At 66.0% G+C, this 24,809-nt stretch carries 22 protein-coding genes; 8 read left to right on the top strand and 14 right to left on the bottom strand.

Going from position 1 to position 24,809, the window contains the following annotated elements; genetic code table 11:
* Positions 1-49: 49 nt before the first annotated feature.
* On the top strand, positions 50-403 hold the full coding sequence (locus VE25_RS21860; protein ID WP_152664592.1) for a hypothetical protein: 354 nt from the start codon (positions 50-52) through the stop codon (positions 401-403).
* Complete coding sequence (locus tag VE25_RS11490) at positions 400-2,526, top strand: pyrroloquinoline quinone-dependent dehydrogenase (protein ID WP_052731909.1); 2,127 nt, start codon at positions 400-402, stop codon at positions 2,524-2,526. The genes VE25_RS21860 and VE25_RS11490 overlap by 4 nt, the downstream gene beginning before the upstream one ends.
* A 67-nt stretch (positions 2,527-2,593) precedes the next feature.
* On the opposite strand, the gene VE25_RS11485 is transcribed toward VE25_RS11490, so the two are convergent.
* The gene (locus VE25_RS11485; RefSeq protein WP_052731908.1) at positions 2,594-3,394 is read right to left on the bottom strand and encodes a CpsD/CapB family tyrosine-protein kinase; all 801 of its coding nucleotides are present in this window, start codon (positions 3,392-3,394) and stop codon (positions 2,594-2,596) included.
* 8 nt (positions 3,395-3,402) lie between these two features.
* Complete coding sequence (locus VE25_RS11480; protein ID WP_046108744.1) at positions 3,403-4,953, bottom strand: GumC family protein; 1,551 nt, start codon at positions 4,951-4,953, stop codon at positions 3,403-3,405.
* Between the two features lie 149 nt (positions 4,954-5,102).
* Between VE25_RS11480 and VE25_RS11475 the strand changes: the two genes are divergently transcribed.
* Complete coding sequence (locus VE25_RS11475; protein ID WP_046108743.1) at positions 5,103-6,398, top strand: polysaccharide biosynthesis/export family protein; 1,296 nt, start codon at positions 5,103-5,105, stop codon at positions 6,396-6,398.
* A gap of 1 nt (position 6,399) precedes the next feature.
* Here the strand turns inward: VE25_RS11475 and VE25_RS11470 are convergent, their stop codons facing one another.
* Positions 6,400-7,074 (bottom strand): sugar transferase, encoded by a 675-nt coding sequence (locus VE25_RS11470; RefSeq protein WP_046108776.1) that lies wholly within the window; start codon positions 7,072-7,074, stop codon positions 6,400-6,402.
* 198 nt (positions 7,075-7,272) lie between these two features.
* Between VE25_RS11470 and VE25_RS11465 the strand changes: the two genes are divergently transcribed.
* The gene (locus tag VE25_RS11465) at positions 7,273-8,790 is read left to right on the top strand and encodes an O-antigen translocase (protein WP_244466908.1); all 1,518 of its coding nucleotides are present in this window, start codon (positions 7,273-7,275) and stop codon (positions 8,788-8,790) included.
* A gap of 141 nt (positions 8,791-8,931) precedes the next feature.
* Here the strand turns inward: VE25_RS11465 and VE25_RS11460 are convergent, their stop codons facing one another.
* The 6 genes from VE25_RS11460 to VE25_RS11435 are packed head-to-tail and all read right to left on the bottom strand — an operon-like array spanning position 8,932 to position 14,478.
* The gene (locus VE25_RS11460; RefSeq protein ID WP_083988881.1) at positions 8,932-10,158 is read right to left on the bottom strand and encodes a DegT/DnrJ/EryC1/StrS family aminotransferase; all 1,227 of its coding nucleotides are present in this window, start codon (positions 10,156-10,158) and stop codon (positions 8,932-8,934) included.
* Positions 10,155-11,135, bottom strand: a complete 981-nt coding sequence (locus VE25_RS11455) for an NAD-dependent epimerase/dehydratase family protein (RefSeq protein ID WP_046108742.1) — start codon at positions 11,133-11,135, stop codon at positions 10,155-10,157. Before VE25_RS11455 ends, VE25_RS11460 begins: the two co-directional genes overlap by 4 nt.
* Positions 11,132-11,851, bottom strand: coding sequence for an acyltransferase (locus VE25_RS11450; protein ID WP_046108741.1), 720 nt, complete (start codon positions 11,849-11,851; stop codon positions 11,132-11,134). Before VE25_RS11450 ends, VE25_RS11455 begins: the two co-directional genes overlap by 4 nt.
* Entirely contained in the window at positions 11,841-12,944 is a 1,104-nt protein-coding gene (locus tag VE25_RS11445; protein ID WP_046108740.1) for a DegT/DnrJ/EryC1/StrS family aminotransferase, read from the bottom strand. The genes VE25_RS11450 and VE25_RS11445 overlap by 11 nt, the downstream gene beginning before the upstream one ends.
* Positions 12,941-13,978, bottom strand: a complete 1,038-nt coding sequence (locus tag VE25_RS11440; protein ID WP_046108739.1) for a Gfo/Idh/MocA family protein — start codon at positions 13,976-13,978, stop codon at positions 12,941-12,943. Before VE25_RS11440 ends, VE25_RS11445 begins: the two co-directional genes overlap by 4 nt.
* The gene (locus tag VE25_RS11435) at positions 13,975-14,478 is read right to left on the bottom strand and encodes an acyltransferase (RefSeq protein ID WP_046108738.1); all 504 of its coding nucleotides are present in this window, start codon (positions 14,476-14,478) and stop codon (positions 13,975-13,977) included. Before VE25_RS11435 ends, VE25_RS11440 begins: the two co-directional genes overlap by 4 nt.
* A gap of 253 nt (positions 14,479-14,731) precedes the next feature.
* On the opposite strand from VE25_RS11435, the gene VE25_RS11430 reads away from it, so the two are divergent.
* On the top strand, positions 14,732-15,724 hold the full coding sequence (locus VE25_RS11430) for a glycosyltransferase family 2 protein (RefSeq protein ID WP_244466907.1): 993 nt from the start codon (positions 14,732-14,734) through the stop codon (positions 15,722-15,724).
* Between the two features lie 10 nt (positions 15,725-15,734).
* The gene (locus tag VE25_RS11425; protein ID WP_046108736.1) at positions 15,735-16,850 is read left to right on the top strand and encodes a glycosyltransferase family 61 protein; all 1,116 of its coding nucleotides are present in this window, start codon (positions 15,735-15,737) and stop codon (positions 16,848-16,850) included.
* Here the strand turns inward: VE25_RS11425 and VE25_RS11420 are convergent.
* Both VE25_RS11420 and VE25_RS11415 read right to left on the bottom strand, forming a co-directional pair.
* Positions 16,775-17,776: a glycosyltransferase family 2 protein gene (locus VE25_RS11420; protein WP_052731907.1), complete on the bottom strand. Its 1,002-nt coding sequence runs from the start codon at positions 17,774-17,776 to the stop codon at positions 16,775-16,777. The two genes, VE25_RS11425 and VE25_RS11420, sit on opposite strands and share 76 nt — an antisense overlap.
* Before the next feature lie 5 nt (positions 17,777-17,781).
* Positions 17,782-19,236: a glycosyltransferase family 4 protein gene (locus VE25_RS11415; protein ID WP_052731906.1), complete on the bottom strand. Its 1,455-nt coding sequence runs from the start codon at positions 19,234-19,236 to the stop codon at positions 17,782-17,784.
* 163 nt (positions 19,237-19,399) lie between these two features.
* On the opposite strand from VE25_RS11415, the gene VE25_RS11410 reads away from it, so the two are divergent.
* Positions 19,400-20,782 carry an O-antigen ligase family protein gene (locus tag VE25_RS11410; RefSeq protein WP_052731905.1) on the top strand — a complete coding sequence of 461 codons (1,383 nt, stop codon included), beginning with the start codon at positions 19,400-19,402 and terminating at the stop codon, positions 20,780-20,782.
* On the top strand, positions 20,779-21,681 hold the full coding sequence (locus VE25_RS11405; RefSeq protein ID WP_052731904.1) for a glycosyltransferase: 903 nt from the start codon (positions 20,779-20,781) through the stop codon (positions 21,679-21,681). The genes VE25_RS11410 and VE25_RS11405 overlap by 4 nt, the downstream gene beginning before the upstream one ends.
* A gap of 7 nt (positions 21,682-21,688) precedes the next feature.
* Here the strand turns inward: VE25_RS11405 and VE25_RS11400 are convergent, their stop codons facing one another.
* The 3 genes from VE25_RS11400 to VE25_RS11390 are packed head-to-tail and all read right to left on the bottom strand — an operon-like array spanning position 21,689 to position 24,651.
* Positions 21,689-22,588: a glycosyltransferase family 2 protein gene (locus VE25_RS11400; protein ID WP_046108735.1), complete on the bottom strand. Its 900-nt coding sequence runs from the start codon at positions 22,586-22,588 to the stop codon at positions 21,689-21,691.
* Positions 22,589-23,545, bottom strand: coding sequence for a glycosyltransferase family 2 protein (locus VE25_RS11395; RefSeq protein ID WP_046108734.1), 957 nt, complete (start codon positions 23,543-23,545; stop codon positions 22,589-22,591). It abuts the gene before it with no gap.
* Entirely contained in the window at positions 23,542-24,651 is a 1,110-nt protein-coding gene (locus VE25_RS11390) for a WecB/TagA/CpsF family glycosyltransferase (protein WP_046108733.1), read from the bottom strand. The genes VE25_RS11395 and VE25_RS11390 overlap by 4 nt, the downstream gene beginning before the upstream one ends.
* Positions 24,652-24,809: the final 158 nt, after the last annotated feature.

Genomic DNA, 24,809 nt, shown 5'->3' with positions numbered 1-24,809 from the left:
TCGATGCGATCTGCCATCACAGGGATGTCATCTGGCATGGAGGAGTGAAATGCCTACTGCATCCTTGCAGCGTCCAGTTCCGCTGAACTGGGCGGTCTGGATCGCCATAATCCTTTTTATTCCCATCGGTCTTTTCCTGTTCGGCGGCGGCATCTGGCTGATCGCGCTTGGAGGCTCCTGGTACTACGGCATCACCGGTGCCGCCGTGCTCGCCAGCGCCTTCCTGCTTTGGCGCGGCAGCCGGCTGGGCCTCTGGGTCTATGCGGCCATGATCGTCTGGACCGTCGCCTGGTCCATCTGGGAGGTCGGATTCGATTTCTGGGGCCTGCTGCCACGTATCGCGGGCCCGGCCGTCCTCGGCCTCTGGCTCTGCCTGCCGCTCGTCTGGAGGAAGCTGAAATGAGCCGCGCGCTTATCCATCCCGCCCTGCCGGGCCTGATTCTGGCCGCACTGGCCTCGACCGCCCTGGTCGCGCAGGAAACCACCATTCCGCCCGCCGAGCAGACGCCACTGCCGACAGCGCCCGTCGAAGCGCCGACCGCACCGGCCGAAACCGCGCCGCCGGCCGACGAGCCGAGCCCGGCGCCCGAGACCGCCGCGGAGACGCCCACGGTGCCCGCGAGCAATGTCGACCCCGGCTACCAGGGCTACGCGATGGTGCCCGAGAGCGGCGATTGGGTCGACTGGGGCCGCGACATGGGCGGTACACGCTACGTGCCCTATGACGAGATCACCCCGCAGAACGTCGGCGACCTGGAGGTGGCTTGGACCTTCCGCACCGGCGGAGCCGGTCCCAACCAGGCCACGCCGCTCCAGGTGGGCAACACGCTCTATGTCTGCACCCGCGACAACCGCATCTTTGCGCTCAATGCCGAAACGGGCGAGGAGCTGTGGAACTTCGACCCGGTGCTCACCAACCTCGCCAATGGCGGCGGCTGCCGCGGCGTTTCCTACTTCCAGGCGTCCGAGGGCGAAGAGCTCTGCGCGGCCCGCGTCATCACATCGACCCGCGATGCACGCCTTGTGGCGGTCGACGCACGCACCGGCGAACGCTGCCCGGGTTTCGGCACTGACGGCGAGGTCGACCTGCGCGTCGGCATGGGACCCGACGAAGCCGGTTTCCAGTACAACACCTCGCCCGCCAAGGTCGTCAACGGCATGATCGTGGTCGGGGCGGCTATCTTCGACGGCCAGTCGGTCGACGAGCCCTCGGGCGTGATCCGGGCCTATGACGCCGTCGACGGCAGCTTCCGCTGGGCCTGGGACATGGGTCGTCCGGGCATCAACACCGAGCCAGCCGAGGGGGAAATGTACACGCCCGGCACGCCCAATGTGTGGAGCGTGATGAGCGCCGACCCGGAACTGGGCATGGTCTACCTGCCGATCGGCAACGCCACGCCCGACTATTTCGGCGGGCATCGTACCCCGGAAATGGAGGAATACTCCTCGTCCGTGGTCGCGCTCAACGTCGCCGACGGAAGCGTCGCCTGGCATTTCCAGACATTGCACCACGACATCTGGGACTATGACGTGGCATCGCAGCCGGTGCTGATCGATTTCCCCAGCGCAGACGGGCCGATTCCGGCCCTCGTGCAGCCGACCAAGCGCGGCGAGCTCTTCGTCTTCAACCGTGAGACCGGCGAGCCGTTGACGGAGATCGAGGAGCGTCCGGTAACGCAAGGGGCGGTCGAAGGCGACTACACGGCCGAGACCCAGCCCTTCTCGGTCGGCATGCCACGGCTCGGCTCCAACCATATCGAGGAAAGCGACATGTGGGGGCTGACCCCGCTCGACCAGCTGATCTGCCGCCTGCAGTTCCGCCAGTCGCGCTACGAAGGCACCCTCACCCCGCCGTCCGATCAGGCCTATACCATCTTCACCCCGGGCTATTTCGGCGGCTCCAACTGGGGCAGCGTCTCCTACGATCCGGAGCGCAACATCCTCATCGGCACCTCGGTCGACGTGCCCAACCGCATGCGCCTCATTCCCACCGATTCTCCCGAAGCTGCCCGCTTCCACGAGGTCGACGAGCGGGGCATGCCGATCATCGGACCGGGCGTCGGCGCGCCGCAGCGCGGCACGCCTTATGTGCAGGACGGCGGCACGTGGCTTTCGCCACTTGGCGTGCCCTGCACCCGTCCGCCCTTCGGCAACATGACGGCCATCGACATGGAAACCCAGGAAGTGGTTTGGGAACGCCCGATCGGCACCGCCCGCAACGGCGGTCCGTTCGGCTGGAAGCTCGGCCTCGACATCGAGATGGGCATGCCGCTCAATGGCGGCTCGCTCGTCACCGGGTCCGGCCTCGTCTTCTTTGCCGGCTCGCAGGACGGCTACTTCCGTGCCCTCTCCACCGAGACCGGCGAAGAGCTGTGGCGCATCGACATGCCGACGGGCGCGACGGCCACTCCGATGTCCTATATCGGGGCCGAAAGCGGCGACCAGTTCATCGCCCTTACGGCAGGCGGGACGTTCCAGACGACGGAACGGGGCGACTACATCATCGCCTACCGCCTGCCCCGGTAGCAGCCCATCCCCTGCCCTCCGTGCCGCCGGGATCCGTTCCGGCGGCATTTGTTTCATCGGAGCCGGGTCAGAACCCGTATCGGGCCGGGCCGTGCCGGCACTTGTTGAGCACGATGCCCAGCAGGTTGGAGCGTTCGGACAGCTCGCGCTCGCACACATCGATCTCGCCGAACGAGGTCTTTTCGGCCTCGGCCACGAGCATCATGCAATCCACCAGCGGCAGACAGGCGAGCACCCCGTCGCTGCCGATCATGGCCGCCAGGTCGAGGATCATGATGTCGGGTTTGAGCTGCCGGCGAACGTCGGCCAGCGCCAATTGCACGCCGGCATCGAGGAGCAGTTCGGATGCCCGGCTTTCCGGCCGCGTATTGCAGCCGATGGCAAGGCTGTTGCTCACGCGTATGAAGCTTTGCTGCACCTTGGTCGCTCCCGAGAGGAAATCGGCGAACGGAAGGCTACGGTCGACCTGCAGCAGAGCCGCCATGCCGGCCTTGCGCAGATCGAAATCGAGCAGCACCACCCGGCAGTTGTTTTGCCGGGAAAGGCCGAGGGCGAGGTTCAGGGCTACGGTGGTCCGCCCGCACCCCGGCGTGGGTGAGGTAATCCCCAGAACGCTCCAATGGTTCTGCGCCATGGTCAGGGCCGTGCGCGTGCGCAGCTCGTCCCACGCCGGCGAGGGTGCGCGTTTGGCGTCGAGGACGATGCGATGGTCCCTGCCGATCGACTGCTTGGGCGCCATCAAATGCAGCCCCTGCCACACCGCGTCGCCTTCGATCTCGCCTGCCGGCGCATCGGATAGATGCGGCGGAGCCAGGATATCTGCCGGGCCCGGATCGAAGGTCATCAGGTCAATGCGCGTGTTCTTCATCTTCGACCTCAGGGATTGCCGGATCGCGCCGCCGAGATCGAATTTGTCAGCACGCTGCCGAGCTCGTTCAAGGGCGGATTGAGGCCGACAAGCATGGGCGTGATCGCGAGAGCTGCCGTCACCATCACGGAAGCGGCCACCACAAGGCGCCTGCGGCGGCGATCGGAAGCGCCCCGGACATAGGGGATGGTCACCATCGGCTGGATATCGAGGCGCCGCTCGAGCTCGACCGGGCGGCGGACGCGCCGGTTCAGCACTTCCAGCCCCAGGATCAGCGCCAGCGCTGCGACGAGGCCGCCCGCTAATGCGCCACCGACGATCAGCCGGCGCTTGGTCGGCAGGGGGTTTTCAGGCGGCAACGCAGCTTCCACGAGCAGGAGCCGCTCGCCCTTGAAACGAGCTTCGATCTCGGCGCCGGTCGTTGCTTCGGCAAGGCGCGCCAGGGCAAGGGCGTGCAGAGCCTGCACATTGGTGCGGTCGCGCTCCAGCACGTCGAGGGCGGTTTCGTTCTGCGGGGTTGCTTCGATGGAGGCCGCGAGCTCGGCGAGCGATCGCTCGATCGCGTTTTTTTCAACAGCAATGGCGGCCAGTTGATCCTCGACGTCGGCAAACTGCAGCTCGAGGTCGGAAACGGGGCGCGGCAGCGCTGCGCCGGCGGCCGCGGTGGCCGCGTCGGCACTCGGTTGCAGCGCGGCGATGCGCTGGCCGAGGGCCCTGACCGAGGGGCTATCCGGCCCAAAGACGGTGCTCTGCGCAAGCAGGGCCTGCTGCAGCTCCGCGAGGAGCTTGCCCTGGGGTGTTTCGATATCTCCGCCCGGAAATTGCTCCTTCGTTTCCAGCACCAAGGCGAGATTGGCGCGCCGGCTGCGCAGGGTGACGGCCTCACGCTCGAGCAGAAGCAGACGCTCCTCGAGGTTGCCCTGCCGCAGCCGGCGGAACTCCAGGCTGTCGGGCAGGTCTTCGAGATGCTCGCTCTTGAAGAGCTGGATGGTCTGGTCGAGACTAGCCAGCTGCGCAGTCAGGCGGGCGACGTCCTGCTTGAAGAACTCCAACGTCTCGGACGCCCGGCTCGCCCGTCTCTCGTTGCCGCGCTGCAGGATGGTGGACGCCAGATGGTTGGCGACATCGGCGGCCAGTTGGGGCGTCGCAGCATCGAACGAAATCTTGAACGCCGTCGCGGACCTGTCGCCGTCGCCGAGGTCTCCCCGCTCGACCGAGACCCGTTCGCGCATGTCCTCGGCAATGTCCGACGAGGACAGTTCCGGTTCGGGCGGGTAGACGTCGAACCGGTCGGCGAGCGCCGCCAGGGAGCGGTCCGTGAGCAGTTGCTGTTCGATGATCTGGACCTGCACGATCGCGTTCTCGAGCACCGTGGACCGAGCCAGGTCAGCCGGGATCTCCGGAGACTCCACCAGGATCGTCGCAGTCGAGCGATATTGCGGCTGCTGGGCAAGCGCGAGCCATAGTCCGCCGGCACCGGCAAGGAGCGTGATGAACAGGATCACCGGCAACCGCCGCAGCAGCAAGACGCCATAAAAATATAGATCGGTGACGAGCATCGTGAACCTCGCAACCCCGGAATTTCCGGGCCTTTCGAGGGTATTTTCCTGTCCCCGCCGAGCAATAGACTGGATGAGCTAGTTCCGTGTGCGTGCAATTGGTCTACTCCCAAGGGACATCGTTCCGCTGGACCAATAGGGGTGCGAAAATGCTGGAACTGTCCAAGGTGGCTAGGTGGGGAGCAGCGCTTGCGTGGACCTCGGTCGCCGCCATGACCTTGGCTTCAAACCAGGTGCGGGCGGACGATCTCGTCTCCCAGACAAAGCTGCGCCTGACGGTGCTGCACTGGCTGCCGATGGAAGGAGAATTCCGTCGGTGGGACGCGCTCAGCGGAGAGTTGCAAGTCTCGGCCGACGGCCAGTTGTCCCTGCCCCTGCTCGGAGCCGTATCGACCGAAGGGCTGGGCGCCGACGCCCTCGCCGACGACATCGCGGACCGCTTGCAGGAGAGGATGGGGCTTCTGGAGCGGCCGGAGGTTCGCCTGGAAGTGATCGAGCAGCCGCCGATCTATGTCGTCGGCGCGGTCGAAAGTCCGGGCGAATATGCGTTTCGGCCGGGACTGACCGTATTGCAGGCGTTGGCCCTGGGCGGCGGTCCCCTGCGCTCGCAGGATGTCGACGCGCCCCAGGAACGGATAGAGCTCCTTTCGCGGCTGCAGATCCTGAACGGCGACATCCACAATGTGCTCGCGCGGCTTGCCCGCCTCGAGGCCGAAGCCTCGGGCAGCGTGGCGATCACGTTTCCGGCAGAAGTGACCGAGTCGGCAGAGGGTCCCAGCATCACCCTGCACGAACAGAGCCTCTTCACCGCACGGGTCGGGGCCCTGCAACGGCAACGGACCGCGCTGGAGGAACTGCGCGAGCTCTACGATGCCGAGATCGAGGTGCTGCAATCGCGCGTCACCAATCTCGATGACCGGATCGCGGCCACGGAAGTCGATCTGGAGCGGGTGGCGACCCTGCTCGAGCGCGGGCTCGCCACCACGTCGCAGCGGACCGAGCTTGAGGTCCTGCTGGGCGACCTGCGATCCGACCGGCTGGATCATCTGACCGCCATCATGCGCGCCCGGCAGTTCCTCAGCCAGGTCGGGCGGGACCTCACGGGATTGCAGGACACGCGGCAATCCGAGATCGCGCAGGGGCTGCTGACCGAACGGGCGACCCTGGAGCGCCTGCGGACCGAGCAGAACACGACGCGCAAGCTGCTGGAGGAGCTCGATCGGAAGCTCATGACGCCGGGCGCCGGCGCAGCACAGACCGCCGCGACCCTGGCCTATACGATCATCCGCACAGGCGAGAACGGCAGCAGCGAGGCGAGAGCCGACGAGCTGACGCAGTTGCAGCCGGGCGACGTGGTTCGGGTGGCGGTGCAAAGCAGCGTCCAACCCCGTCCTTCAGATATGGCAAGCGCTGCGTTGACGGCGTCGGACCCGACAGTTCCCTGAATCAGCAGCCGGTGCCGCGGAAGACCACGCTGATGGTCCTCAGGAGGATCATCATGTCGAGCTGCAGGGAAAGCTCGTTGACGTACTGCTCGTCATAGCGGGCGCGTTCGGCGAACGAGGAGATGTGGCGATCCGACACCTGCCAGAGCCCGGTGATGCCGGGCCGCAGACGGAAGCACGCATTGCCCGGATAGAGCGCGCGCTGCTCCGGCAGCATGGGGCGCGGACCGACGAGGCTCATATCGCCGTTCAGGACGTTCCAGAGCTGAGGCAACTCGTCGAGCGAGTATTTGCGCATGAGGCGCCCGACGGGAGTGACCCGTGGGTCCTTCCGGAGCTTCTGCGTGCGGTCCCATTCCTCGCGCGCGGCGGGATCGGCAAGGTGCAGCTCGAGGCAGCGATCGGCGTCGACGACCATGGAGCGCAGTTTCCAGATCCGGAACTCCCGGCCGTCGCGGCCAAGCCTTCGCTGACAATAGAACGCGCTGCCACCGTCGGCCCGAACAATCAGTACGAGCGCAATAATGAGCGGCAGAAAGAACAAGCCTAAAAAGCAGGCAGAAAGTATGTCGATGCCCCGCTTCGCCACGAGAAGCGAAACGGAAAAACGATCCCGAGGACTTTCGGATAAAACGGAGGTCGTTTTGGCAACGGAGATTTGCTCTATGTGAGACATAGTCAAGCGAACCTCGGGCATTGGGGGCGATAGGGACCGAGCTTCCTCGAAGTTCACAATTTGGACGTCCCGACGCAATCGCTCCGCGTAGTCAATTCGGTCTATCGTTCCCGGCCCCTGCTCCGCCTAGCCTGTCCTCTTCCCGATGCCATGACCGGCACACCTGTATGCCGGGCATCGCGCTGCGAGGTGCGGACAGTGATCAACACGAGCGACACGAGCACCACGGCCGGAGAGGACGTCACCCGCAGCTACCGCGAAATCCTGCGCGCCACGGCGATGACCGGAGGCGCGTTCGTCGTGGTGCTGTGTCTTTCCATGCTGCGCATGAAGCTGGTAGCCTTGGCGCTCGGGCCGGACGGCATCGGGTTCGTCGGGCTGCTCACTGCCGTGCTGGATGTGGCGATCGCCGTTGCGGGACTCGGCATCCAGGCGAGCGGTGTGCGTCAGATCGCCGAATCCGTCGGCAAGAACGACCAGCGCTCGATCGCCTCGGTAGTCCGGGCCGTTCGCTGGGCCAGCTGGGTAACAGGTCTCGCCGGCGCAGGATTGGTGGCGCTTCTGGCTCTGCCGATCTCGTCCCTGACGTTCGGCACGCCGGCCCATGGCACCGACATGATGGTGCTGGCGTTGGCCGTGCTGCTGCGCCTGCTCGCGGCCGGGCAAGCGAGCGTGCTGCAGGGAAGCCGGCGCATCGGAGACCTCGCGATCATCAACATATTCGGGGCGCTCGCGGCCACCGTCGCCATGGTGCCGGCCGCCCATTTCTGGGGGGAGGCCGGCATGGCGGGCGCGCTGCTTGCGGCCTCGGCCGGCCACCTCGCCGTTTCGGGCTGGTTCGCCCGCAAGGTGCAATTCGCCGAGCGGCCGAGCTGGGGGGAAACGCGGAGCGAACTGCCCGCCCTGCTGAAAATGGGCGCTGCCTTCATGGTCAGCGGGCTGGTGACGTTCGGCGTCGCCTATTTCATGCGCATCATCGTCCTGCGGCATGGCGGCATCGCGGAAGCGGGCCTTTATCAGGCCGCCTGGGCGATCGCCAGCCTCTATGCGAGTTTCGTCCTGCAGGCCATGAGCACGGACTTCTATCCGCGCCTGACCGGCTTGCAGAACGCGACGGACGCCAACCGGCTGGTCAACGAACAGGCGCAGGTGAGCGTGCTGCTGGCGGGCCCCGGCATGATCGCGACGATCACGCTTGCCCCGCTGGTGCTTGCCCTATTCTATTCCCCAGAGTTCGGGGAAGCCGCAGCGACCTTGCGCTGGATGTGCCTCGGCATGGCGCTCCGCCTAATCGCCTGGCCGCTGGGGTTCATCGTGCTGGCAAGGGGCGCCCAGCGCATCTTCTTCTGGACCGAGATCGCCGCCGGCGCGGTTCATGTCGGGCTCGCCCTGGTGCTCGTGCCGATCTGGGGAACGACGGGTGCGGGCATGGCCTTTTGCGGGCTCTATGTCTGGCACGCGGCGCTGATCTACTTCATCGTCCGCCGGTATTTCGGCTTCGAGATCGATGAAAGGACGCTTCGGTTCAGCGCCGAATGCCTCGGGGCGACGATCGTCGCGTTCGCAGGGGTTTGCCTGCTGCCGTTCTGGCCGGGGATCGTGCTGGGCCTCCTCCTGCTCGGCTGGTCGAGCCTGCGGGCGCTCCGGACGATCTTGCCGTTGCTGGCGCCTCTCGCCGGGCTGTCGCGCAAACTCGGCCGCGTGCGCCCGAACTAGGTTGTGTGGACATTTAGGTGATGGCGGCCTGCAAAGGGCGGTTTTCTGCGCTTGCCGTGCTCACGTACCCGAACGTACGCTGCGCGCCGGTTCTCAAAAACCACCCTTTTCGGCTCACCCTGACCTAACTGTCCACACAACCTAGACGGCCGGATAACCCAGCGGCATGTCGTGCTGGCCATGCTGCAGCCGGTAGTCCTGGCGGCCGGCCTCGATGGCGAACTGCAAGGCTTCGCACACGGCATCGACCTCTTCCGGCAGCATCTGGGCAAAGAGCGGGAGCATGATGCAGCGGGCCTGCGCTGCTTCGGAGACGGGCAAGGCCGGCTCGGGCGGCGCCCCGTTCTTGGACGAATAAGGGTCCTCCAGGTGGGCGTTCATGACGCCTCGCCGGGTAGATATCCCCTGATCGAGCAGACCCTGCATCACGGCGAGCTGGTCGATGCCAGGCGGTAGCCGGACGCAGTAGCTTTGCCAGTTGCTGCGCGCCCATTCGGGCTCCGCCGGCAGGCCGAGGCCTTTGATCCGGGCGAGGCGCACGGCATAGCGCGCGGCAACCCGGCGGCGCGCCTCGACGATTCCAGGCAGGCGCTTCAGCTGCTCGCGGCCGATGGCCGCCTGCATGTCGGTCATGCGGTAGTTGAAACCGACCTCGTTGTAGCGCTCGAAGATCACCTGCGGCGAACCGTGCCGCACGGTGTCGGGAACGCTCATGCCGTGCTGGCGCCAGAGCCGGAAGGCTTGGTCGAGCAGGCTGTCGGATGTGGTCAACGCGCCGCCCTCGCCCGTCGTGATCACCTTGCGCGGATGGAAGGAGAAGCAGGCGATGTCGCCATGCGGCTTGCCGATCTTCTCCCAGCGGCCGTGCCAGTTGATCTCGCTGCCGATGGCGCAGGCGGCGTCCTCGATGACGAGCAGGTGATCGCGATGCGCGATCTCGATGATGCGCTCCAGATCGCAGGGCATCCCCAGCTGGTGAACGCAGACCACGGCCTTGGTGCGCGGCGTGATGGCGACCGCCAGCTTGGCCGGATCCATATTGAAGCCACCCTCGCCGATGTCGACGAAGACCGGGGTGGCGCCGGAATAGAGGATGGCGTTCGCGGTGGCGATGAAGCTGTGGCTGACCGTGATGATCTCGTCACCGGGCTGCGCACCAATCCCAAGAAGCGCCAGATGAAGCGCGCTGGTGCAGTTGGAGACGGCGCAGACGTGGGAGGCGCCGACGAATTCGGCGAACTCGTTCTCGAACGCGGCAACCTCGGGGCCCTGGGTCAGCCAGCCCGAAGCGATGACGCGGCTCGCGGCCTCCGCCTCGCTGTCGCCGACCAACGGCTTGGCGACGGGGATTGTACGGTGGGACGTCATTCGGCAGCCGCCTGGGCGGACGAGCGTTGCCGCTCCTCACGCCACCATGCGACAAGATCGCGAAGTCCCTGGTCGAGGGTAATCGACGCGTCGAAGCCGAGCATGCGGGACGCCCTGGCGGTATCGGCGAGGCGCCGGGGCACCGCGTTGACCTTGCGCGAAGCGGTGTATTCCGGCTGCAGTTCCGACCCCATCACCGACAGCAGTCGCTCGGCGAGCTGATTGAGGCTGGTTTCGACGCCCGAGGCGACGTTGAAGACATCGTCGTCGAGGTCGGACATGGCGGCCAGCACGTTGGCGCGCGCTACATCGCGAACATCGATGAAATCCATGGTCTGCAGCCCATCGCCGTGGATCATGGGCGGGCGCCCGGCCTCGATGTTCTCCATCCAGCGGATGAGGACCTCGGTATAGGCGCCGTGGACGTCCATGCGGGGGCCGTAGACGTTGAAATAGCGAAGCGCCACATAGCGTAAACCGTACATCTCATTGAAACTGCGGAGCAATCCTTCGTTGAATGCCTTGGCGGCTCCGTAGAGGGTGCGATTGTTGTACGGATGGTGACTTTCGGGTGTGGGGAATTGTTCGGCCATGCCCAGCACCGAAGCCGAGGATGCCGCGACGACCTTCCGCACCTTGGCCGCCACGGCCGCCTCCAGCACGTTGAACGTGCCGCCGACGAGAACATCCATGGCGGTGCGCGGCTGCTCGGCGCACTGGGTGATACGCAGGGCGGCCTGGTGGAAGACGATGTCCACGCCCTCCATGATCCGCGCCAACAGGCGGGTATCGGAGACGTCTCCCGCGACAATGGTCATGGGATAGATCCGGCCGGCGGCTTCCAGGTTCTCCCGACGGCCGCGGACGAAATTATCGAGGATGATCACCTCGCGCGGAGACTGCCCGGCGACCAGCTCAGCAATGTGGGAACCGACGAGCCCCGCGCCGCCGGTGATCAAGATGCGCTTATCCCTCATTCCGACGCTCCCAGTTTGAGTTCGCTGACCGATCTGTCGGTATCCTGACGCCAGCGCAGGAAGCGCGCCGGGGCGCCGACCACGATGGAAAAGGCCGGCACGTCCGCAGTTACGACTGCCCCAGCCCCCACGATCGCGCCGCGCCCAACGGTGACACCGGGCAGAAGCACGGCGTTGGTGCCGATATCGGCCCAAGCCTCGACCACGACCGGGCGGATCAGCAGGTCCGTTGCGATGATCGGCTGGTCCAATGGAAAACCCGAGTGCTCCGAGCCCAGAACGCGTGCGCCGGGGCCCCAGCCGACGTGATCGCCGAGGAAGAGATCGCGCGCATCGAGAAAGGCCTGCGGGCCGATCCATACCTTGTCGCCAATGACGCAAGTGCCATCATGCCGGCCCTGGATGTACGCCTGCGGCCCGATATGAACGCCGACGCCGAACTCCATGGTCCCGAGGTCGCGGAACCGTGCGCCGGGACCAACGGTCAGGCCTGCCCCGCATTTGCGCGCACAAGCTTGCACGATGGCCCTGCGCATATGGCCGTCAACCCGGCCTTCGCCCATGACGAACCGGCCGTAGAGATCGAGGAGGTCCGGCGGGGAAAACAGCTGGCGCAGGGCTGTCGCAAAATCCTCCTCAACTGGCGTTTCGGGGATCTTCCCGAGACCGTGGGAGGCGGCGACCTGGCGTGCGGTGGCATCGGCTCTATGCGGCATAGGCGTCGCTCCGAACAGCGGCCGCGACGATATCGATCTGCCGCTCGCTCAGTTCGGGATAGAGCGGGAGCGAGAGCACCTGCTCGGCGGCGGTTTCGGCGCAGGGAAAATCTCCCTCGCGATATCCCAGGTCCGCGTATGCCTTCTGCAGGTGCACCGGGCGGGGATAGTGCATGCCGGTGTCGACGCCCCGGCTCGCCAGCGCGGCACGCAGCAGGCCGCGGGCGGCCGAACGAACGGCGTAGACGTGATAGACGTGCCGACAGCCGGAAATCTCATGGGGCGTTTCGACCGCGCTGCCGCGCAGCAGGCTGTCGTAGCGGCGGGCGTGGGCGCGGCGGGCTTCGGTCCAGGCCTCAAGATGACGCAGTTTCACGCCGAGGATCGCGGCCTGCAGCGCATCCATGCGGTAGTTGAAGCCGCGCATCACGTGGTTGTATCGGCCTTCCTGGCCCCAATCGCGCAGGCACCGGATGTGCGCAGCCTGATCGTCATCGTCGGTGACCACCATGCCGCCCTCCCCGGCCGCGCCGAGGTTCTTGCCCGGATAGAAGCTGAAGCAACCGGAAATCCCCATGCTGCCGGCCCGGCGGCCGTGATAGAGAGCACCATGCGCCTGGCAGGCATCCTCGATGACGTGAATGCCCGCCTGGCGCGCGATCGAGAGGATGGGGTCCATGTCGGCCGTCATGCCATGGAGATGCACCGGCAGTATCGCCCTGGTGCGCGGCGTGATGGCCGCGGCGATATGGGTGGGATCGAGGTTGAGGCTCACCGGATCAATGTCGACGAAGACGGGTCGCGCGCCGGCCAAGCAGATGGCCGCGGTGGTGGCGACGAAGGTGAACGGGGTGGTGATGACCTCGTGCCCCTGCCCCACTCCTGCCGCCAGCAACGCCAGATGCAGGGCGCTCGTGCCGCTGTTGACCGCTATGGCATGGCGGACGTTGCAGTAGCCGGCGAACGCCTGCTCGAACGCTTCCACCTCGGGTCCCATCACATATTGTCCCGAGGACAGCACCCGCAGCGCCGCCGCTTCGATTTCGTGGCTGACGCCCTGATACTGGGCCCTGAGGTCGAGAAGCGGGATCATGCCGGAACTCCCTCGGAGTCGAATTCGACGATGCGCCCGCGTTCGGAAAGCGACCGGCTCGCGGCTTCGAGCAGCCGCACCACGCGCAGTCCGGCGTTGCCGTCGGCCAGCGGCGAGCGGGCATTCTCGATGCAGGCGACGAACTCGCGAAGTTCGCGGGCAAGAGCCTCGCCGATCTCGAGATGGGGGGCCGTCATGTCGCCGCTGCGGTAGCCGATGAGCTGCTGGCGCCGCGCCTCCCCCCGCCGCGCACGCGCGTCCGAGAGGGTTATGCCCTTGTCGTAGACCTTGATCTTCTCGCTGGGCTCGAGATCGTCGTAGACGATCATCTTCTGGCTGCCGCCGAGGAGCGTACGGCGGATCTTGACCGGCGCGAGCCAGTTGACGTGCACGTGCGCGATGAGATGGCCCGGAAAATAGAGCGTCAGGTAGGCGATGTTGGCGGGGCCGCCAGGGATGTGGCTCATCCCGGTCGCGGCGAGGGCGACGGGCTTCTGCGGAAGGACATAGTCCATGATCGACAGGTCATGGACGGCCAGGTCCCAGACGACGCTGACGTCCTGCTGAAAGAGGCCAAGGTTCACCCGCACGGAGTCGTAGTAGTAGAGCTCGCCCAGCGCGTTCTCGGCGAGATCGCGCATCATGCGCACCGCGCCCGTGTGGATGAAGGTGTGATCGACCGCAAGAACAAGGCCCCGTTTCGCCGCTTCATCGACCAGGCGCTGGGCGCGGACACTGGAATCGGCCAGGGGCTTTTCGACAAAGACGTGCTTGCCCGCGCGCAAGGCCCGCATGGCGAGATCGTAGTGCGTGGCGACGGGCGTAGCGATCGCAACGGCATGGACGGCCGGGTCCGCCAGAATGTCATCGGCGTTTTCCGTCACGGCGACGGCCGGATAGCGCGCGCGGATGCCGGCGAGCCTCTCGGTCTGCAGATCGCAGACGTAGCGCAGCTGGGCATGAGGAATGTCCACGATGTTGCGGACGAGGTTGGGACCCCAGTAGCCGTAGCCGATGACCGCCATGCCGATCATGACAGTGCTCCCCGGCGTTTGCGGGCCACGGGCATGTCCGTCACCTGCCCGACGATGCGGGCGGGAACGCCGGCCACCACGGCGCCCGGCGGAACGCTGCGCGTCACCACCGCGCCGGCGCCGACGAGCGCGTACTCGCCGATCGTCACGCCCGCGAGGATGGTGGAGTTGCTGCCGATCGAGGCGTTGCGGCACACGAGGGTCCGGGTCAGCGTCCAGTCGTCCTTGCCCTTCAGTTCGCCATCGACACCGACCGCACGGGGATAGAGGTCGTTGGTGAACATCACCCCATGACCGAGGAACACGCCATCCTCGATGGTGACGCCCTCGCAGATGAAGCAATGGCTGGAAATCTTGCACCGTTCTCCGACGACAGCGCCCTTCTGGATTTCGACGAACGTGCCTATGCGCGTCTCGTCGCCCACGTCGCAGCCATAGAGGTTGACCAGTTCCGGATGCTGGATGACCACATCCCTACCCAATGCCGATCCTACAATCATGGTGCCCCTCGATCTGCCTTGGGTGGAATTAGTTCAATGTTGCCAAATGGATGGGTGTGGAACCGATCGTCTTCCGAGATTACCAGCCGCTCGTTGGCGCAAAATACATCGTTCGATGGAGCGGGAATCCGGGGCAGCGCTCCTCTCCAGACTGCCGGCCGACTAAACCCTACGGTCTATGTGCTCTCCGCATGTGTGCCGGTATTCGAGACCTGCGGGTCGAATGCGCCGGCCCGACAAGCAGGAGCAGGCTGTGCTTCCCACCGTCGACGTCGTCATTCCCTGTTATTGCTATGGACGGTTCCTGCGCGAGTGCGTGCAGAGCATGCTGGAGCAGGCGGACGTCGCCGTCCGGGTACTGATCATTGACGATGCATCGCCGGACGGTTCGGGTGAGATCGCCCGGGATATTGCGCTCGGCGATCCGCGGGTGACGACCCTGGTGCACGCCAGCAATCGCGGACACATCGCGACCTACAACGAAGGCATGGACTGGGCGGAGGCGGATTGCTTCCTGCTGCTCTCGGCGGACGACTATCTGCTGCCCGGCGCGCTGGCGCGTGCCGCAGGCCATATCGCCGCCGATGGGGCCATAGCGTTCTGCTTCGGCAATGCGCAGCTGCTGGACATCGACGGCCACGCAACCCCTATCCGCCCCCTGCCCAAAGCTCGCGCCGATACTGTCCTCGAGGGTATCCGCTTCATCGAGCTGTCGGGGGCGAGCAATATCGTGCCGACGCCCACGGCCGTGGTGCGCACGGCGATGCAGAAGGCGGCAGGACACTACAGGCCCGAGCTCCACCACTCGGGCGACATGGAGATGTGGCTGCGGCTGGCCGCGCTCGGACGGGTCGCCTTCGTCAATGCGGACCAGGCCGTCTACCGCCGGCACGCCGCCAACATGTCTCTGTGGACGGCCGATGCCGCGCTGCCCGAGCTGCGGCAGCGGGAAGCGGCCATCGAAGCCTTCATCCTCAACTGCAAGGCGGCAGCGGCCCGCAGTCATGCGGTGCAGCTCCGCTTCGACCGCGCCCTGGGACAGGAGGCGTTGCGCATGGCCCACATCGCCTTCAACGCCGGCGAGATGGCGGCATGCCAGGAGATCACCGCTTATGCGCGCCAGATCGATCCTGGCATCGAATGGTCCCTGCCATTCCTGAAACTTTCCACCAAGCGGGCCATCGGCCCCACCGCATGGCGGCGGCTGGCCTCGGCCCGGCGCATGATGTCGCCGCGCCATCCATAGGGCCGAGAAATTGAACGGCTTCTCGCGCTCCTTCGAAATCGTCAAGGGCGCACTGGTCACGCCCACCCATATCAGCGGCGTGCCGGGCGATCTCAGCGGCTGCGTCTATCGTGCCGACGGGAGCAGGGTCGCACTCTCCGAACGGTTCGGCGGCCATCATGGCGACCTGATGCGCACCCGCAATCCGGAACGGGCGACGGTGCGGACCTCTCCCCGGGCGATCGCCGGGCGCGGCCTCTATCTCGGTCATTTCATGGGCGGCCACTACGGCCACTTCGTCACCGAGACGCTGTCGACCTTCTGGATCTTCGCGGGGCTCGACATTGCGAGCTTCGACTATGTGCTGTTCCATCCATTCGTGTTCGGCTCCGCGCGGCCCGAATACACTCATCACTGCCTCGCCCGCTTCGGCATCGCGCCGGAGCAGGTCCGGCTCGTCCCGGACGAGGTGCTGTGCTGCGCGCACCTGACGGTCCCCGAACGGCTGCTGCGCCTCAACCACTCGGTCGATCCCCGGCTGCGATGGGTCTACCAGCAGATCAACACCGATGCTGCGCGCCGGGCGGATCAGCCGGAACGTCTCTATCTGTCGCGACGGCAGTTCAGCCGCCGCAACTTCGACCGAGTGATGGCCAACGAGGTGCTGGTCGAGGACGCGTTCCGGAACCGCGGGTTCGAGATCGTCTATCCGGAGACCCTGCCCTTTCTTCACCAGATCGGCCTTTATCGTCACTGTACGGTGCTGGCCGGCTTTTCCGGTTCGGCTTTGCACAACGCGGTGTTCATGCAGGAGGGCGCGACGCTAATCGAGCTCGGAGATCCTCGCTACGAGGGCAGGCCCGCCCCGACGCAGGTTCTGTGCAACGTCATCAGCGGCGTTGATGCCCGCTTCATTCCCTTCAGCGGCCGAACCTTCGGCGGGCGGCAAACCATGTTGTTCGATATCGATGCGCTGGAATCCGGTCTCGACCAACTGGGCTGGCCTCAGCAGCCCCAGGGTTGGCGGACGCGCAAACGCCGCACGCTAGCAGCAAGCCTTCCGGAGATCGCCTATCGCTCGCTACGCCCGGGCCTCGGCGAAATGGCGCGCCGCCTCCTGAAGAGACCGAGCCGCGAAGCCGGATGAACGGCGGAGGACGCGAAACCTCTCAGGGCGACGAGACCCGCCATCGCCAGAAAGCGGGGATCTATCGGGCGCAGGCCCAGCGCCTTGCCGAGATAGGCACGGGCGCCTGGCAGATCACCAAGCCTGCGGCAACCGCCCGCCAGCAGATAATAGTGCCGCGCCAGCACGTCCGGGTGCCGGGCGAAGAGGTCAGCGTGCTTCGCCAGCACTTGCTGCTGTGCCAGCAAAAGCTTGCGGTTATCGCGCGAGAGGCTGTTGGCGGAGAATTTCTGCAGCACCAGCGGTTCATCGATGAAGGCGAAAGATCCGTGTCGGGCGAGACGCAGGGCCAGATCCCAGTCCTCGACGGCGAGCAGCGTCTCGTCGAACCCGCCCACCGCGTCGAGGGCCTCGCGGCTGACGACGAGGGTCTGCGTGCTGACGAAGTTGCGCTCGAGCAGCGCATCGCCCAGTCCGCGCTCCACACCGACGATCGAGGAACCGGGCGTATAGTGAGGCGATGAGCGCTCGCCTGGCCGACAATCGATGGCGCTGACGGTGAGCAGCCCGCAATAGCCGGCGATGTCGCTGCTCCCCGGCGCCAGGAGCCGGGCCATCTGTTTTTCGAGCTTGGTCGGCAGCCATTCGTCGTCGCTGTCCTGGAAAGCGATCCAGCGACCGCGCGAGACTGCCACGCCCTGATTGCGTGCGCTGCTGCTGCCGAGGTTGCGCGGCGTCGATATGAGACGAAGACGGGTGTCACTCAGTGCCCGTACTGCACCCACCGTATCGTCGCCCGAGCAGTCGTCGACGACGATCACCTCGACGTTCGCATAGGTCTGTCGCAGTACGCTTTCGATTGCCGCCCGGATGGTAGCGGCGCGATTGAAGGCGGGGATGATCACCGAAACGAGGGGCAGCGATAGAGTGGCGGGAGCGTAAGACATTCCAGCTACCGACCCTGGCCGAGATCGACCAGTCCTTTGTTAGACCGGAGCCCGTGGCTCTCTTCCGCCGCGCAACGCAGCAGTCTCGCGTGCCCGGCAAGGGAGCTGTCGGGGTGGAATCTTTCGAGGGATTCCCGCCGCAGGCTCTCGCGCCGATCCGACCAGTCCGCCCGGTCTTCGTAGATGTCCTCGAATGCGTCCAGCAACTGCCGCCGGTTGGCCTGAGGCGTGTAGAGAACACTCCGGATCCTGTCCCAGTCGACCGCCATCGGATTGCCCAGCGGATTGTCGATGAGAATGCCGCGCCGGGCTTCGCCGATCTGTTCCCTTGCGCCGCCGACGTCGCTCATGATCACGGGTAGGCCGGCGCAGAGGGCCTCCATCGATGCCAGGGACCAGCCTTCGAAGAAGCTCGCGAGAACGAAGGCATCGGCCGCCGCCAGGATTGCGCCGGGCCAGCCAACGTGATCGCGCAGGTGTATCCGGTCGCCGCACGGCAGGCTGTCGCGCAGGTCCAGCACCTGGCGGGCGTAGGCGACATCGTCGCACCGGCCGGCAAGAAGCAGATGAACCCGCGGGTTGATCGCGGCAAATTCGCCGAAGGCGTCGACGAGGGCATAGCTGTTCTTCTGCAGCGCCAGGCGGGAGTGGGAGACGAAGAGAAAGTCGTTGTTGCTGAGGTTCAGCCATCGGCGGGCGGAGGCGCGGCTGGGAAGGCGCATGCGGTCGAGATCGACGCTGTTGGGAACGGTGCTTATCCGATCGCCGGCCAGCCTCGGGTTCATTTCGAGGTATTGCCTGCGCACGAGGTTGCTGACCGCGACGAACCCCCAGACGTGCTCGCTGCGGCTTTCCTCCGCCGTGCGGCCCGCGCCGTAGAGACCGTGCATGCCATGCAGGGTTTCGATGAACGGAACGCCACGGCGCCGCGCCGCGCGCAGCCAGCAGGGCGGCGGGACGTGGGCGCTGATAACGTCGGGACGCCACTTCTCGAGGAGAAGCTCGGCATCCTCTTCGCGCACCTCGGCAACCTCTATGCCTTCGGAGGCAAGCAGGCGCGGCACTCTTCCGCCGGTCGTCGATCCGGCGACAATGGCGCCCGTATGGCCAACCATGGTGTCGATGCCGAAGTGCGGTAGGTGACGGGCCAGGAACGCGACCACTTCGTCGCTGCCGCCGGCATCGAGGATGCCCGTGACGATGAGGCATTTCACCCGCCGCGCGCAGCCGGCGCCAGTTTGCGGCGCTATCGGGCTCGCAGGAACCGCGAGCGCGGCCGGCATCGGTCCGAGCGGCTGGCCACCCACCAGCGTCGTCGTCCAGGGGTCGACCGGAGACTGAGCAGAGAGCAGCGATTGCATAAGCTTGTGCGCCACCCACCGCATCGACTCGGGGGGCCGCAAGCCGCTGCGGCGGGCGCGCAGAAGCAGGGAAGCGATCTGATGTCGCATCTTGGGCATCCGGTGACGCTCCCCCATCAACACGAGCGATTGCGCACCGGCCGAGATTAGCGGTGGAAGAACAGGTCACCAACAACGGGCTTTAGTCCAATCGATCTAGTGACGGTTTCCGGCCTGCCGGGGATGTTCGGGCGGACGGCCGCGAACCGATCATGGATGGACCATGACATCAGAGGCGCTACATCCGTATCCACGAGGCCTGCGGGGCCGGAACGGGCATGCAAGTGCCGCGCCGAACGAGTCCTGCCTTCCCGTAACCCTGCTGCTGATCTCCCTTGCCATTCCCTGGCTGATCCCAGTCGGGCCGCTGGTCCTTTCGATATACCGCCTCTTCCTCCTCGCGATCACGGGCCCCTGCCTCGTCATGTGGTTCAGCGGGCGGGCCGGACGGGTGCGCATTGCGGATATCGCGGTTCTCTGCTTCTGCCTGTGGTCCGCGCTTGCGCTGTGGGTGGTGCATGACGAAGGCGTGGCGCTGGAAGCAGGCGGCGTGCTGTTCCTCGAAACGTTCGGCGCCTACCTGGTCGCCCGCTGCTACGTCCGGTCGGCGCGGCAGTTCGTGCAGATGATCCGGACGACGTTCATCATCATCGCCTGCCTGACGCCCTTCGCCTTCATCGAAATGACCACAGGCGTGAACGTGGCCCGCGCGATCTTCTCGTCCGTCCTGCCCACCTACCAGCCGGACACGGTGACCGACATGCGCGCCGGCATGACGCGGGCCATGGTGATCTTCGAACACCCGATCCTCTTCGGCCTCTTCGCCGGCAGCATGCTGGCGCTCGTCCACATGGGGCTGGGCATGAGGGACGGGATTGGCCTCCGCTGGCTGCGCAGCGGCATCGTCTGCGTGGCGACGGGGTGTTCGTTGTCCTCAGGGCCCCTGGGGATCCTGGTGATGCAGATCGCCCTCATCGCCTGGGACCGGCTGCTGCGCTCCAATCCCTACCGCTGGCACCTGATCTGGGCGCTGGCCGGCCTCGCTTACCTCGGCATCGATCTCGCGTCGAACCAGTCGCCCATACAGTTCTATATTTCCCGGCTCACCTTCAGCCAGGAATCGGCCTGGTACCGGTTCCTGATCTGGGACTACGGAACAGCCTCCATCATGAACCACCCGCTGTTCGGCGTGGGTTTCGGGGAGTGGGAACGGCCGTCCTACATGAGCACCAGCTTTGACATGTTCTGGCTGATCCTGCCACTCCGCCACGGCATGCCGGCCGGGTTTTTCATCTATGTCGCTTTCGCCGCGGTCTACTTCGGCGTGATGTTCAAGCGGCTGCCGGACCCGGAACTTGGACGGTATCGCGCAGCCTATCTGATCACGCTGACGGCGTTCTTCCTCATCGGCTGGGCCGTGCATCTGTGGGGTGCGACCTACGTGCTCCTCTTCCTGCTGCTGGGTGCCGGCGGCTGGTTTCTCGACCAGCCGCGCGATGCGGAGCCTCAAGGCTTGATCGGCGAGGGCACTCCGACCACAAGGCACCGCAGCGGCGCGGCGGTGCCGGTACGGCGGCGGCTATCGCAGGGAGGAGGCAAGCCGTGACCCCTCATGCCCTCACCGGCAAACCCAGCCGCAACCATGTGTTCCTCACACGCTTCAACATGCCGAGTGCCGGGGTCGAAAGCCTCATTCGCGCGCGGCCGAAATGGTTGCAGCGGCGGGTGGAACTGTTCGAGAGCTACTGCCTGCCGTCGCTGCGCGCCCAGACCGAGCGAAACTTCCACTGGATCATCTATTTCGACACGGAAAGCCCCTCATGGCTGCGCGACCGCATCCTTGCCTGGCAGACCCTGGCGCCGATACAGCCGTTCTTCCGCACGGCCGTCTCGGACGCGGAGCGGGTCGCCGACATCCGGGCCGTGGTCGGGCAGCCGGCCGACGAGTTGTTGACGACGAACATCGACAACGACGACGGCCTCTCCATCGACTTCGTCGAGCGGCTGGCGAACTACCGGCGTCGGCAGGAGCGCTGTGCGCTCTATTTCGAGTTCGGGCTCATCAAATCCGAGCAGCGGCTCTATCTGCAGCGCGACCCGGACAATGCGTTCTGCAGCGTGCTCGAGACATGGGACGTTCCCCTCACCTGCTGGGCCGCCGCGCACAACGAACTCGGCCGATTGATACCTCAGGCCACCATCGGCGGGGCACCCGCCTGGCTGCAGGTGATCCACGACACCAATGTCAGCAATCGCGTGCAAGGCCGGCGCGTTTCGGCCGGCGCCTATCTCGCGCAGTTCACCGGGCTCGCGACGCTTCCCGAGCCGAGCGGGCCGGAGCTGGCCATCGACTGCTGGATCGATCGGCCGCTGCGCTCGGCGCGAAGGCTGGTTCGCCGGACGGCCAAGGCGGCCATCATCCGGTTGAGCGGCCGCCAGGGCGGCGAACGGGTGAAATATCTCGTGCAGTTCATCCGGCGCCGCCTCCGCGCCATGGTCCAGTAAGCCGCTATTATTGCGGGCGCGGGGCGAAGCGACCCTGCGAGAGGGTCAGCGCCGCGCGCAGCGCCCGGTTGTGGATAGTCCCCTGCCCGAGCCGCAATACCAGTCCGGTCACCACCGCCAGCTGAAAGAGAGCAGCGCTTACGGGGCCGTGGCAGGACCGGTAGTAGCGGATCCGGTTGGCGGTCAGCAGCGCAAAGAGGTCCGGATCGCTGTTGGATTCGCCGCCGACGTGGCTAGCGACGGCCGCAGGCTCATAGACGATATCGAAGCCGAGGTCGCGCGCGCGGCGCATGTAGTCGACTTCCTCGCTGTAGAGGAAGAACCCCTCGTTCCACGGCCCGATCCGCGCGCGCAGGGCCGGCGAAATCAGCAGGGCCGCGCCGCTGGCGCATACGACCGGCCCTGCGCGCTCGTAGCGCCGACGTTCGGCGACGACTTCGCCGAGGCCGAGCTGGGAGGCGACCTCGCCACCGAGCAGCGCTTCGCTCCAGGCCGTGAGAAGCGAGGGCTCGCGCCGGATCGAATGGTAAAGCTGCCCCTCCGGGTCGACGAGGCGGGGCACCACGATCCCGGTGATGCCCTTGAGCCGCCGCATCATCGCATTCACGGCGTCCGGCTGTAGCTCAAGATCGGGGTTGAGGACGAGCACAGCGTTCTCGGACGGCACCAGATCCATGGCGGCATTGATGGCCGCCGAGTAGCCGGCGTTGCGCCCCATGGCGATGACCCTGGGGCCGAGTGGATGGGCCTTGGCTATCGCCGGGCTACCGTCCCGGGATTGGTTGTCGGCGATGACGACATCCGCGCCGGGAACGATGGCGGCGCGCAGGCTGTCGAGCAGACTGACGAGCACGTCTGCGCTGTTGTAGGTGACAATGACGACGGTGAGCCTTTCCAAAGCGTGCATTCAGCGCTCCGCCGGCTCGTCGATGGGCGCGGACCTGTTCCACCCGTCGAGTTGCCGGCCGCTCCAGTCATGGAAGAGCAAGGCGATCATGCGCCATGCGCGATGGAGCCGGATGCCGATGAGACAGCGGGCGGCGCCCAGCCGCTCGCGCAGGCGCGAGACCTCCGGCGAACGCATGATGGCGGCGATCTGCACGAGCGGTGACGCCGCAATGACCAGCGCCAGCATCGCCCAGCGGGCGCGGGCGCCGACACCTGGAGGCATATCGGCAAAGTCATGGGCGACGTGGATGTCGGTGCGCCGGGCCAGGGCCTTGAAGCTGGCGCTGCCACCGGTGAGCACCCGGGCCGCCGGCACATAATCCAGTTTGAGGCCCATGCCGACCGCCTTGTGCCCCCAGACGCGATCTTCGTGCCGCGCGATGCCGGCGAACGGACCGACCTTGAGGAAGCTCTCCCGCCGGACGGCCATGTTGCCGGTCGGCGCGAACCTCTGGCGCTGGACGAGCAAGGCGGTGCGGTAGCTGAAAACAGCTTCATAGGCTTCGACGGCTGTGAACCCGTCGCCGGCGGGAAGCACGCCGATGGAGCCGCCGATGAAATCCGTTTCCGGATTGTGCTCGAAATAACCGGATATGACGCGAACCCACCCCGGCTGCGCAACGCAGTCGGCATCGATGAAAGCCAGGATGCTGCCGCGGGCGACGGCGGCGCCGCGATTGCGCGCCGGTCCCGGTCCCGGCGTGGTCTCCACGATGAGGCGCGTGCCGGAAAACAGCGTGCAGATGGCGGCAGGGCTCTGCGTCGAACCGTTGTCGGCCACGATGATCTCGAAATCGACGCGATCCTGGCGCTGAGCATCGAGCGCCGTCAGGCACCGGTGCAGGGCCACCGGCTCGTTGAGATGGGGGATGACGACGCTCAGCGCCGGCATCGCGGGTTCCGAGCTGCCGCTCATATCAGCCAGCCTGCCGCATCGAGTTGCAACCGGCGCCGGATGCGCGGCCGCATGTGGACGAGCCGCAGTTCACGCCCGGTTCGCGCGAGGTCGCGGCGCAATCGCATGATGGATCCGATGCCGGCGATGTCGATGCTTGCAAGGTTGCGCAGATCGAGCGCCACCGGAGAGGCCGCCTCCACGGCAGCCGCGAAAGGGGCGGCCAGCGCCTTGACGCAATCGCCCGTCGCGCAGCCGTCAAGGGAAATGACGTAGTTGCCGAAAACGGTCGCGACCGACACCCGCAGGCGGCCGGCGGCAGGTCGGGCGACGATCCGGTCCAGTGCCTGCATCGCAGCCAGGGGGAGGACCTTGCCTGCCACCAGCTGAGCCAGCAGCATGGCATCGTCATAATAGCGGCGCGTCAGGCGCGGCTCCTGGGTGATGCGCCAGAGCCATTCCAACCCCAGCTGCTGGTAAAGCGGCGGCGCTCTGCGGATCTTGCCGGTGAGGAAGTTGATGGCGGCCCCGAGGTGGGTCCGCACGGGCACCCTCAGGCGCTCCGCGTTATGGAGCAGCCAGGCCTGCCCGCGCTCCGCGCCGAGGGCGAGGACCAGGAGGTCCGGATGCGCGTCGTTGATCTCCTCGATCCATTCGGGCCGGCTTAGCTCTTCCATCGTGCCGAAGCCGGGGCTGATCGATCCCACACATTGCACCGCCCGCGAGGCGATTGCGTTGACTCGGCGACGCGCGGCTTCCGCAACACCCGCCTCGCCACCGAAGAAGAACACGCGCAACGGCCGGCCTATCCGCGTTTCCGTCCGGGCGCAGAGACGCTCGAGAATATCGGCGCCCGAAACACGGCTGAGGGCATTGATGCCCAGCAGCCGGCACAGCAGCAAAACGCCTACGCCGTCTGCCGTGCAGAGGTCGCTTTCGACGAGGGAGGTGCGGAACGTTTCGCTGCGCTGGCTGGCGGCCAGGAAGTTGGCATTGACGGTCGAAATCATCATCGGCTGCTGGCTGACGGCGGCGCGATCTACGAGGTCGAGCACAGCTTCAAGGCGTACCAGATCAACCGGCACCCCAAGTATTGCGAAAGTGGTTCTGCCCGCTTCTAAAGACATGCGTTTCTCCACCGTATCGCGCCCAAGGGAACAGAAGCAGTCGGCACCGGATAGTGCTAATTCGATCTAGTCACTTCGGTAGTAATTCGATCTGCTCAGTTGGCAGGTCTAGACCCGGGGAGCTACTTTTCAGGCGCTGGAGGTACCTATCCATCAGG

It is taken from the genome of Devosia geojensis, assembly GCF_000969415.1.
GTDB lineage: Bacteria > Pseudomonadota > Alphaproteobacteria > Rhizobiales > Devosiaceae > Devosia > Devosia geojensis.
Note: the sequence above shows the minus strand (reverse complement) of the source record. Positions and strands in the feature narration are given on the sequence as shown.

Coding starts and splice junctions, on each gene's coding strand:
- VE25_RS21860 (WP_152664592.1), top strand. CDS start 50: ATGCCTACTGCATCCTTGCAGCGTCCAGTTCCGCTGAACTGGGCGGTC.
- VE25_RS11490 (WP_052731909.1), top strand. CDS start 400: ATGAGCCGCGCGCTTATCCATCCCGCCCTGCCGGGCCTGATTCTGGCC.
- VE25_RS11485 (WP_052731908.1), bottom strand. CDS start 3,394: ATGAAGAACACGCGCATTGACCTGATGACCTTCGATCCGGGCCCGGCA.
- VE25_RS11480 (WP_046108744.1), bottom strand. CDS start 4,953: ATGCTCGTCACCGATCTATATTTTTATGGCGTCTTGCTGCTGCGGCGG.
- VE25_RS11475 (WP_046108743.1), top strand. CDS start 5,103: ATGCTGGAACTGTCCAAGGTGGCTAGGTGGGGAGCAGCGCTTGCGTGG.
- VE25_RS11470 (WP_046108776.1), bottom strand. CDS start 7,074: ATGTCTCACATAGAGCAAATCTCCGTTGCCAAAACGACCTCCGTTTTA.
- VE25_RS11460 (WP_083988881.1), bottom strand. CDS start 10,158: ATGACGTCCCACCGTACAATCCCCGTCGCCAAGCCGTTGGTCGGCGAC.
- VE25_RS11455 (WP_046108742.1), bottom strand. CDS start 11,135: ATGAGGGATAAGCGCATCTTGATCACCGGCGGCGCGGGGCTCGTCGGT.
- VE25_RS11450 (WP_046108741.1), bottom strand. CDS start 11,851: ATGCCGCATAGAGCCGATGCCACCGCACGCCAGGTCGCCGCCTCCCAC.
- VE25_RS11445 (WP_046108740.1), bottom strand. CDS start 12,944: ATGATCCCGCTTCTCGACCTCAGGGCCCAGTATCAGGGCGTCAGCCAC.
- VE25_RS11440 (WP_046108739.1), bottom strand. CDS start 13,978: ATGATCGGCATGGCGGTCATCGGCTACGGCTACTGGGGTCCCAACCTC.
- VE25_RS11435 (WP_046108738.1), bottom strand. CDS start 14,478: ATGATTGTAGGATCGGCATTGGGTAGGGATGTGGTCATCCAGCATCCG.
- VE25_RS11420 (WP_052731907.1), bottom strand. CDS start 17,776: ATGTCTTACGCTCCCGCCACTCTATCGCTGCCCCTCGTTTCGGTGATC.
- VE25_RS11415 (WP_052731906.1), bottom strand. CDS start 19,236: ATGCCCAAGATGCGACATCAGATCGCTTCCCTGCTTCTGCGCGCCCGC.
- VE25_RS11410 (WP_052731905.1), top strand. CDS start 19,400: ATGACATCAGAGGCGCTACATCCGTATCCACGAGGCCTGCGGGGCCGG.
- VE25_RS11400 (WP_046108735.1), bottom strand. CDS start 22,588: ATGCACGCTTTGGAAAGGCTCACCGTCGTCATTGTCACCTACAACAGC.
- VE25_RS11395 (WP_046108734.1), bottom strand. CDS start 23,545: ATGAGCGGCAGCTCGGAACCCGCGATGCCGGCGCTGAGCGTCGTCATC.
- VE25_RS11390 (WP_046108733.1), bottom strand. CDS start 24,651: ATGTCTTTAGAAGCGGGCAGAACCACTTTCGCAATACTTGGGGTGCCG.